6 protein-coding genes are annotated in these 8,003 nt (G+C 68.9%); all 6 read right to left on the bottom strand.

Features of this window, described 5'->3' with window-relative positions:
- Nucleotides 1-253: 253 nt before the first annotated feature.
- Nucleotides 254-1,708 (bottom strand): hypothetical protein, encoded by a 1,455-nt coding sequence (locus HUW62_RS43845; protein WP_176437837.1) that lies wholly within the window; start codon nucleotides 1,706-1,708, stop codon nucleotides 254-256.
- Nucleotides 1,709-1,906: 198 nt separating this feature from the next.
- On the bottom strand, nucleotides 1,907-2,068 hold the full coding sequence (locus HUW62_RS43840; protein WP_176437836.1) for a hypothetical protein: 162 nt from the start codon (nucleotides 2,066-2,068) through the stop codon (nucleotides 1,907-1,909).
- Nucleotides 2,069-2,155: 87 nt separating this feature from the next.
- Complete coding sequence (gene truB / locus HUW62_RS43835; protein WP_163871066.1) at nucleotides 2,156-3,049, bottom strand: tRNA pseudouridine(55) synthase TruB; 894 nt, start codon at nucleotides 3,047-3,049, stop codon at nucleotides 2,156-2,158.
- A gap of 45 nt (nucleotides 3,050-3,094) precedes the next feature.
- Nucleotides 3,095-4,237, bottom strand: a complete 1,143-nt coding sequence (locus HUW62_RS43830) for an AAA family ATPase (RefSeq protein ID WP_176437835.1) — start codon at nucleotides 4,235-4,237, stop codon at nucleotides 3,095-3,097.
- A 118-nt stretch (nucleotides 4,238-4,355) separates the two neighbouring features.
- Entirely contained in the window at nucleotides 4,356-5,609 is a 1,254-nt protein-coding gene (locus HUW62_RS43825) for a S28 family serine protease (protein WP_255203975.1), read from the bottom strand.
- Nucleotides 5,610-5,675: 66 nt separating this feature from the next.
- Nucleotides 5,676-7,754, bottom strand: a complete 2,079-nt coding sequence (locus HUW62_RS43820; RefSeq protein WP_176437834.1) for a M36 family metallopeptidase — start codon at nucleotides 7,752-7,754, stop codon at nucleotides 5,676-5,678.
- Nucleotides 7,755-8,003: the final 249 nt, after the last annotated feature.

Raw genomic sequence — 8,003 nt, 5'->3', positions numbered from 1 at the left:
CCAAAAGTCCGCACCCCTTCGCCACCCGTCTCCCCGCCTCACCCCGGTGCGGTCGTCGTGCCACGGTGCCGCTCACTCCAGGACTTCATTGCATCGTGCATGCCGACCTTCGGTGCACACGTCAGGTCCAGGTGGGCGGGTCGCCGGCCGACCACCTGGCCCCATCGGAGGTGGGGGGCCTGATGAGCCCGGCCCCTTCCTCTCCACCCGGTCCCTATTCACCGGGTGGTGTTGCTCGACTCGCGCCAGGGAATCAGGCGGCGATGAAGCGCGGGGGCGGACGCACCACGCTGAGCTGCTCCATCTCCTTCACCATCTTCTGGAACTCGGAGTTCGCCATGCCCGTTTCGCCCTTGGCCAACGACTGGGTCGCGTACTTCTCGTAGGTGTCCACCACCTTGCGCGCGTCCGGGCTGAGGCGGTCGTAGTTCTGACGCGCCCACTTCTGGAAGTCCGCGAACTCCACCCCGGCAGCCTGGCCGTCGAAGTCACCGGCGCCCTTGTTGATGGCGTTCGTGAGGTCCTTGGCGGAAATCTTCCCGTTCTTCCCATCCAGCGTCTCCAGCGCGGTGCGCATCGAGTCGTCACGGAAGGTCTTGTGCCGCGAGGCGTCCTTCACCATCGCGTCGAAGTCCGTCTTGTCCATGCCCTCGGGGCCGGCCGCCTCGGCGTGATTCTGGTAGGTCTCCATCACCTTCTGCGCCTCGGGCGTCAGCCGGTCCTTGTTCTTCGCCGCCCACTTCTGGAACTCGGCCAGCTCCTGGGTGGAGTTGCCGTCCGCGTCGCCCGCGCCCTGCTTGATGGCGCCGAGCAGGTCCTCACCGGAGATGGGCCCGTTCTCCTTGTCCAGCGTCGCCAGCGACTCGCGAGCGCTCACGTCGCCCACGCTCTTGAAGTCCTTCATCATCTTCGACCACTCGGTGGTGTTCAGGTCCTTGTCGCCCGTGGCCATCGCCTTGGTCGCGTGCTTCTCGAACTTGCCCATCACTTCCTTGGCCTCGGGCGACAGCTTGTCGGCGTTCTTCTTCGCCCAGTCCTGGAAGGCCTTCAGCTCGTCCGCGGTGTTGTTGTCCGCGTCCTTCGTGCCCTTGCGGATGGCCTTCGCCATGTCGTCGCCGGAGATGGGCTTGGGCAGCTTGTCCAGGCCCGCGAGCGCCTTCTCCGCGCCCTTGTCGCCCACGCCCTTCATGTCGTTGATCATCTTCCGCCAGTCGCCGTCCGTGTGGCCGTTGGCCTTCCGCTCCGCGGCGAACTTGGAGAAGCGGTCCATCACCTGCCTGGCCTCGGGCGTGAGGCGGTCCTGGTTCTTCTCCGCCCACTCCGCGAACGCGCGGTACTCGCCCTTCCCCGCCTGGCCGTCGTGGTCACCCGTGCCGCGCTGGATGGCCTTGGTGAGCTGGTCCGCGGTGATGGGGCCCTTCGTCTTGTCCAGCTTGTTCGTCTCGCTCAGCGCGCCCAGGTCCAGCGGGCTCCACTCGTTCGGCAGCGGCTTGGACGGGAAGCACCCGCCCTTGTCGAAGGTGTCGGCGCCCGGACGGCCCGCCTGCTGGTGCTGCGCGTGGTGCTTCATCACGTGGCGCAGGTCCTTCAGCAGCTGGTGCTCCTTCACCAACGCACGCTCCAGCTTGCCCTCGAGCTTCTCGAGCTTGGCTTCGGTACGAGCCAGGGTCTTCTGCACGGCGGGGTTGAACGTGGAGGTGATGGCCATTTGGGTTTCTCCGAGTAAGTCGTTGTGAGCACCCCTATTGCTCGCGGCGTGCCACACATCTCCCACGGTCACCCACCTCCACTTCTTTTATGTTTTCAAGAGGTTACGCGAAGGCACCCCGCCCTTGGGGGTGGTGACAACTGTCACCACCGATGACAACCGTCACCAGGGGGAAGGCCCCCCAGGTGGTGACTGGAGTCACCGGATCCGCTTGCGCGGGGCCGTCAGCGCCTTGCGCATGCGCTGCTTGCCCTGGGGCCGCCTGGCCACCCACGCGAAGCCCTGTTTTTCAAAGGGCGGCACCGTGCCCGTGTACGCGGACGCATTGGAGATACGCGCGAGGCCCTCAGGGCGTTTCACCGGATATCCCTCCACGGGTGCGCGCGCCGCGTTGACGCATCACGTCCAGCGCGGACTTCAGCAGCACCGTGGCGACGCCCCACCCCGTCACAGTCCTCCGCGCAGCTCCTGCTCGCTCCACAGCGCGCCGTCCCGCTCGCGCAGCAGGAACGTGAGCCGGCCTTGATGGAACCCGCGCACGGGCGCCTCGGGGTCCGGGAAGCCCGGCGGCAGGCGCCAGTCGGGAGGCAGCGTGCCGCTCAGTGGGATGGAGCGCTCCCGCCGCAGCTCCCCCACCTCCAGGTCCGTGAGGGGACGAGCGCGCGCCCAGGGCAACAGCGCGCGTCCGTGGGAGCCCACGCGCGTCCCCGGCGGCGGGTCGGTCCACGGGCCTATCGCCGTGCGCCACAATGTGGACAGGTGCGCGCCACAGCCGAGCACCCGCCCCACATCCCTCGCGAGCGAGCGGACGTAATAGCCCCCGCGACACGTGAGCGTCAGGCGACTGGCGCGCGGCAGGTCGTGCGAGAGCCACCGCGCCGAATGCAGATACACACGCGAGGGCGGCAGCTCCACCACCTCGCCCCGGTGTGCCTTGCGATAGGCCGGCTCTCCGCCCACCTTCTTGGCGCTCGTGGCCGGCGGCACCTGCTCGCGCCAGCCCACGAAGGGCGCGAGCGCGGCGTCGAGCTGCTCGGGCGTCAGGCTCGACGCGTCCCCCTGATGCACGGGCTTGCCGTGCAGGTCTCCCGTGTCCGTCTCCGTGCCCCAGACCACGTCCGCCTCGTACGTCTTGGGCACCGCGTGCAGGAGTTCGAACAGCCGCGTGCTCTGTCCCACCAGGACGAGGAGCAGGCCCTGCGCGAACGGGTCCAACGTCCCGCCGTGACACACCGGCACGCGCTTGCCCGGCACCGCGCGCGTCTCCTCCAGGAAGGTCTGCACCACCGAGAAGCTCGTGGGGCCCACCGGCTTGTGCACGCTGTAGAGGCCCGGTGTCATGCGCCCTCCCGACGGGGAACACGCTTCACGGACTCTGGGACGTCCTCAGCCACCACGGTCCTCTTCTTCCTCGGTGAAGTCAGAGGACTCGCCATCCAGGGCGCCCTCCACCTGCGTGGCTCCGTCCCGCTTCACCAGATACACCGGCGCGCAGCGTGAGGCCTCCGCCACCGTGCGCGCCAGGGGCTCCGCGTGCGTCGTCACCCAGACCTGGCTGTACTTCGCCGCCCTGAGCACGAGCCGCCCCAGTGGCTCCAGCAGGTCCGGATGCAGGCTTGTCTCCGGCTCGTTCAACGCGAGGAACGGCGGGGGGCGCGGACTCAAGAGCGCCGCCAACAAGCAGAGGTAGCGCAACGTGCCGTCAGACAGCTCGGTCGCCGCCATGGGCCGACTCAACCCCGGCATGTGCAGGAACAGGCTGAAGCGTCCTTCACTGGCGCGAACCTCCAGTCGCGCTCCCGGAAACGCATCGTCGATGCCCTGCTCCAGTCCTCGCGTGTCCCCAATCTGGAGGATGGTCAGCAGCGCCGCCGCCAGGTCCGCGCCATCATGCGCCAGCACCGGCGTCATCACGCCCACGCGCGGATGCCGCATGGCCGCATCCGGGTCCGTTCGGAAGTGGTGATAGAAACGCCACGCGGCGAACGTGCGCTGCACCTCCGACAAGCGCGGGAAACGGTGCGGCTCGCCCAGTTGGTCCAGCACCGACTCCGAGTTCCAGAGCTGCGTGGGAAACGTCACCCGTTTCCCGTCGGCGTCCCGCATGAAGGCCGTGCGCTCCTTGCGCTCCATCAGCACCACCTTCCGTCCCCCGGACCAGGCCCACAGGTGCTCCGACTTCACCTCGGGGTCCAGGTGGAAGGGGTCCCGAATCGGCGGGGTCGGGTCAAAGGGAACGATGCCGCAGCTCAGCTCGTACGACAGCTCGCCCAGCTCCACCTGCACCGTCAGCCGCGCTGGCTTCTTCGCGCCTCGTGGACCCGCCCACAGCACGCTTGGCGTGCCGCCCTCTTCCGCCAGGGTGCGAGCCAGCCGCCCCTCCGACGCCGCCACCAACAGGTACAGCGCGCGGTACAGGTTCGTCTTGCCACTGCCGTTGGCCCCGACAATGACATTCACCGGGCCCAGCTCCAGCGAGAGCTGACGCACCGAGCGGTATCCGGCAATTCGCAAGCGCTGGATGGGCATCGAGCACCCCACCCTAGCGTGCCCGGCGATGGGCGCGCGCAGGTCATCGACTCTTCGCTTCACCCGAGGGGCACGCGCTCGCGAAGGCGCGCCCCTCGGACCCATCAGCATGACGAAACTACCGGTGACGCATCCGCTTCTCGTAACGCGGGGCCAGCTTGCCCTGGGAGAGCGCGGGCGGGTGCACCGGCGCGTCGGCCCAATCGGACAGTCGCTCGAAGAAGAAGGTGCGCTGGGGCTCGGGCAGCGCGCTCAGCGTGCCGTAGAAGCCGATGCCCGCCGGGTCCACCACTCGGTACGAGTCGTTCCGCGAGCTCACCCCGAAGGCCGAGGCGCTCCACGGGCTCAGCGCGCCGTCGACGATGAGCAGGTTCCGGGCGTGCAGCCGCGTCCACAGCTCCAGCTTGAGCATGGGCAACGGGTTGTAGACCTTCGCCACGCCCGTGGGCGGCAGGAACGTGGGCACCTGCCCACCCGGGTAGCGCAGGAGGGGCCACAGCTCCGCCTCCGGATACAGCGGCGCGCCCAGCTCCGTGGCGCACTGGTAGCTCTCCGGCCCCACCGGGCTGTTCAACGCCTGGTCGGAGAACGTGTACGCGGGGCCCGCCACCAGGTCCACGAAGGCGAACAGCTCCTCGGCCGACACCGTGGGCCCCGGAATCGTGTCGCAGTCGTACGGCGCCAGCCCCAGGTACTCCCAGAAGTTGAACGACAGCCGCACCACGCTGAACTCGAAGGCCTTGTCCACGCCGAGCGTGTCGAAGGTGAAGCCCCACTCCGATTGCGCCGCCAGGAGCGGCGTCAGCTCCGCCCGCCGCGCCAACGCCGCGCGCTGCACCGCCTTCAGGCTGTCACGGCACGCCGCATCCCCCACGTTCGCCAGGAAGCGCGGCACGCGGACATCCTGCAACCCCAGGCTGTGCCGCTCGGCGTAGGGAATCGTCCCCTCCACGTCGTTCGGGTAGAAGTAGCGGTGCAGCAGCGCCGCCGTGCCGCCCCGGAACACGCCCGTGGACAACCAGCGCGCGCCGTAAATCGTCTTGAACACCCGCACCACGCGGTGCGCGTCCGCCGCGGACTGCCAGACATCCAAGAGCGTCCAGTCGCGCGAAGCGGGCGTCGACGTGCCGTAGAAGCGGTGCTCCACCGTCACCTGGTTGCCCTTCAATAAATCCACCGGCTCCGCCGCGATGGGCTCCGCGAAGATTTCAGCGCCCTCCGTGTCGATGACCATGGGCGCCGTCACCGAACGGTGGAACAGCGTCATGCGCTGGAGGAACTTCTCACCCTCCGGATGGCGGTGGTCCGCGGGCTGCTCGAAGTCGAGCGTGAAGAAGCGAAAGTCGTCGATGGATTCGTCACCCCGAATCAAAACACAGGGGGTGCGGGCCCGCCGAAGGACCTCGGGAGAAGTCCTCTGGCGGGCCCCTGGAGCCATCTATGGGGTGGGAGGCTCCTGGCGGCGGTTCATGATGGGGCTGCACGAAGGTGGCACGGCGAAGCCGTTGGCGGCGATGCCCGCGATGTTCGTCGCGTTGGAGCCCAGGCCGAAGGCGGCGAACGCGGTCCACATCCGGCAGACGTCCTCGCCACCGTGCAGGGTGGTGGCGGCGCTGATGATGCCGTCACGCACCTGGGGGAAGGTGGGGTTGCAGGGCGTGCGCTTCAGGCCTTCGGTGAAGTACAGCAGCATGCGCTGGTTGCCCGCGGTGCCGGTGGCTTCATACAGGTTGTCGCTGAAGCCCCACTGCGTCACCAGCACCCAGTACACCTCCCACAGCGCCTGGGCGAACACCGAGCCCACGCCGTGCGGAATGGCCATGCCGTTGCTGCTCTCGAAGGTCCAGGTGTTGATGGTGGAGGACGTGCTGTAGCGCTGCGTGCGCAGGCCCAGGCCGGTGCTGGGCTGGTTCAGCGGGTAGGTGCCGATGCCTCGGCCCTGGGTGCCGGTGTCCGTCGCGCGCGCGGTGTAGACGAGCGCCAGGAAGTCACTGAGGCCCTCGCCGGGCTGCTGTCGGCTGGTCAGACACGTCACGTTGCTGGGGCCGCCAATCAGGCGGTTGGAGAGGCCGTGGCCGTACTCGTGGACGATGATGCCGCTGTCCAAATCACCGTCCTTGTCGGGGTCGGGCGCCGTCCAGAGGTACAACTGCATGCGCGGGCGGTAGCCGTCCGGCGGCGTGAGGAAGTTGGCGTTGTCCGTGCCACCACCGTCCTGCGCCTCGGCGCGCACGTCGTCATCTCCGAGCCCGCCACGGCCGTGGTTGTTGACCTGGAAGTTGCCGGCCAGTTCGTCGAAGCCGTACTGGTACTGCACGTCGTGCAGGAGGTTGTTCCAGTAGAAGAGATTCACGACGGCGGCGGGGTGGTACGTGCTCGGCGCGTGGGTCAGGTCGAGGGCGAAGTCGCACGCCAGCCCCATGCCGCAGTTCGGCTCGCTCGCGGGCGGCATGTCATTGCCATCGCGGTCCTCGTAGGCGTGGACGTTGTTGCCGCGCGGCGTGGTGTACTCGGGGCCCGCGACGCCGTTGGTGTCATGCCATCCGAAGGGCGAGGCCAGCGGGTGCGCGGGGTTCACGACGAGCGCCCGGCCATCCGAGGGCGGTGGCGGCGCGACATGAAGCGGGCTCTCCGCGGACCTCGGGTACACGCGGTACGAATCCCCCGCCACCTGGTCGAAGCGCGTCCACACCTCGCCCGTGCCCGCGTCCACCGTCAGGTCATAGGCATGCTGGGAATCCAACGTGTGCACCTGGAAGCGCCAGACGAGCCGCGATGCCCCACGGCGCAGCGGCAGCACCGCCAGCGACGCGTCGATGGGCTCGCTCGACAGGCCCTCCACCTCCACGCGCGTCCGCCGCGCCACGCCCGGCTGGGCCTCCAGCGCGCGGGGTGGCTCGCGCAGCCGCACGCCCAGGTGCTTCGCCGCGCCCGCCACCGCCTCGGCCGCGCCCAGCTCCGGCTCGCCGCTCGCGAGCGTGGACTCCAGCGCCGGCTGGAAGTCGCTGTGCACCGCCAGCACCCGCCCCTCCCGGTCCACGTTGACCTGGAGCTGCGCGTTGTACACGGGGAGACCCTGGTATCTCTGTCGCAGATACAGATGCGTGGCGCCGCTGACGCGGGAGTAGACGCGGTCGGTCAGCTCCAGGTTCGCCAGGTCGGACTGCTCCAGGCCGAGGACCTCGCGATGGCGCTGGACGAAGTCCAGGCCCACCGCGAGCGCGTCTCCGCTCGCGGGTCCGGAGAGAGCACCCACCAGGTTGACGAGCGAACGCACCCGTCCGTTCGACGCGTCCACCTCCACGCGCAGCTCCGGCACGGCCTGGCGCAGCGCCGCCTCCGCCCGCCGCTGCGTGGACGTGAAGCCGAAGTGCGACCGCGCGTTGTAGGCGAGGCGCGCATCGTGGTGTCGCTCGCCCTGGAACGTCGGCGCCACGGCCAGGGCAAGGGGGGCCAGCAGGCCTCCGATGAGCGCTACCGCGTGGAAGAGGCACCGCCGGGCGTGTCTTGGGGACATGTCGTGCTCCTGCGTCACGGACCGCCCCAGGGATTGGGGCGTCACGCGGAACGAGGACACGTCCTGGCGGCCTGACTCAAAAGGGAGTCACGAGCGACCATCGACTTCCGGTCGCGCGCCGACGCTCAGTCGTCGTGAAGGGTGCTCCACTGGTCATCACGCGTCTCGGGTTTGCCCTTGGGGCGGAGGTGCGCGAAGGACAGGGTCGTCTCCACGGCGAACTCACGCTTCTCCGGCGGCCTGCCCAGG

Source organism: Myxococcus sp. AM011, from assembly GCF_013372595.1.
GTDB classification, from domain to species: domain Bacteria; phylum Myxococcota; class Myxococcia; order Myxococcales; family Myxococcaceae; genus Myxococcus; species Myxococcus eversor.
The sequence above is the reverse complement of the archived record's forward strand: the minus strand, read 5'-3'. Positions and strand labels throughout refer to the sequence as shown.

Coding starts and splice junctions, on each gene's coding strand:
- HUW62_RS43845 (WP_176437837.1), bottom strand. CDS start 1,708: ATGGCCATCACCTCCACGTTCAACCCCGCCGTGCAGAAGACCCTGGCT.
- truB (WP_163871066.1), bottom strand. CDS start 3,049: ATGACACCGGGCCTCTACAGCGTGCACAAGCCGGTGGGCCCCACGAGC.
- HUW62_RS43830 (WP_176437835.1), bottom strand. CDS start 4,237: ATGCCCATCCAGCGCTTGCGAATTGCCGGATACCGCTCGGTGCGTCAG.
- HUW62_RS43820 (WP_176437834.1), bottom strand. CDS start 7,754: ATGTCCCCAAGACACGCCCGGCGGTGCCTCTTCCACGCGGTAGCGCTC.